We start from the raw sequence: 1,235 nt of genomic DNA, 5'->3' as shown, positions 1-1,235 counted from the left end.
CCACACCAATCCTACAGGGTTTAAATCTGTTGAGACGGTGTGCCGAAGTTAAATCGAAATTCGCATTCTTTCAAGAACAGCGGGAAAGATTTACGATCGATGCCGTTGTATTTGCGCAAGACGCGTTTTGCCTGATTCCAAAAATTCTCAATGCCGTTAATATGGTTCTGGCGGTCGGCAAATTCCTTGGAATGGTTGATGCGGTAATGGATGAAACCGCTCACGTCCAACTTGTCATAGCTGCTCAGACTATCCGTGTAAACAATGCTGTCCGGCATGATTTTCTGTTTGATATAGTTAATTAAAATCAAAATAGGACACTAGCGCATCGTCAAATCGGGCGTAATCAGACAAAACGGTTCTCAGATACCGCTTAATATTCGCCCACACCTTCTCAATCGGATTGAGCTCAGGTGAATAAGGTGCAAGAGGCAATACCTTATGTCCCCATTTTTCCGCCATTTCCCGTAAGACACCCATACGGTGAAATCGCGCATTATCTAAAATAATCACCGATTTTTGAGTCAATGCGGGCAGTAGGCATTGCTGAAACCACGCTTCAAAAAAGACTCCGGTCATCGTATTTTGATAAACCATCGGAGCAATCAGCCGGTTGCCGACTTGTGCGGACACCAGGGATAAGCGTCGGTATCTTTTTCCACTTATCTGCGCTTTCACGATTTGCCCTTTCAGGCTGCGGGCATAGGGACGGAACAGGTAGCGGTCAAATCCTGTTTCATCCAAATAAACACGTTGGTAGTCGGAAAATTCAGCCGGTCGTGTCAAATAATGCGTTACTTTGGCCGGGTCTTGTTCTTTGTAAATTGAAGGTTTTATAACGCCAGTACCCCTCTGTAAATGATACTTTGAATTCAACAACAGGGTAATGGACTTCTTCAACAAACTTGCCGTTTATCCAGATAGAACCGATACGGTACTGCCCTAAAAGGGGAAGCGGGAGAATTTCTTTCACAATCTTCCCCAACTCCAAGCCGGTATCAGTTCGGTCCAGAATTTCTCTGAAAAGCACTTGCAGAGACCTTTGCAAAATTCCTTTTCCCCAACAGCCGAAACCCAAACACAGGTTTTCGGCTATTTCCCTCCCCCAATACCTCCTAATTCTACCCAAATACCCCCTTAATCCTCCTCGGATACCCGATAATCAGGTATCCGGGCCGCCTTTTAGGCGGCAACAGGCACACTTAGCCTGTTAGCCGCTTTCAACAGGTTCAAAC

The 1,235-nt window shown here is 45.7% G+C and carries 2 pseudogenes; both read right to left on the bottom strand.

What is annotated here, in order from left to right:
• Nucleotides 1-20 precede the first annotated feature (20 nt).
• Nucleotides 21-293: pseudogene (locus ACTHSL_RS12650) on the bottom strand (IS1595 family transposase); the annotation flags it as partial.
• Between the two features lie 4 nt (nucleotides 294-297).
• Nucleotides 298-835, bottom strand: a pseudogene (locus tag ACTHSL_RS12645) (IS630 family transposase); the annotation flags it as partial.
• Between the last annotated feature and the right edge of the window lie 400 nt (nucleotides 836-1,235).

This window comes from Neisseria sp. P0008.S010, from assembly GCF_051962715.1.
Taxonomy (GTDB): Bacteria; Pseudomonadota; Gammaproteobacteria; order Burkholderiales; family Neisseriaceae; genus Neisseria; species Neisseria elongata.
Note: the sequence above shows the minus strand (reverse complement) of the source record. Positions and strands in the feature narration are given on the sequence as shown.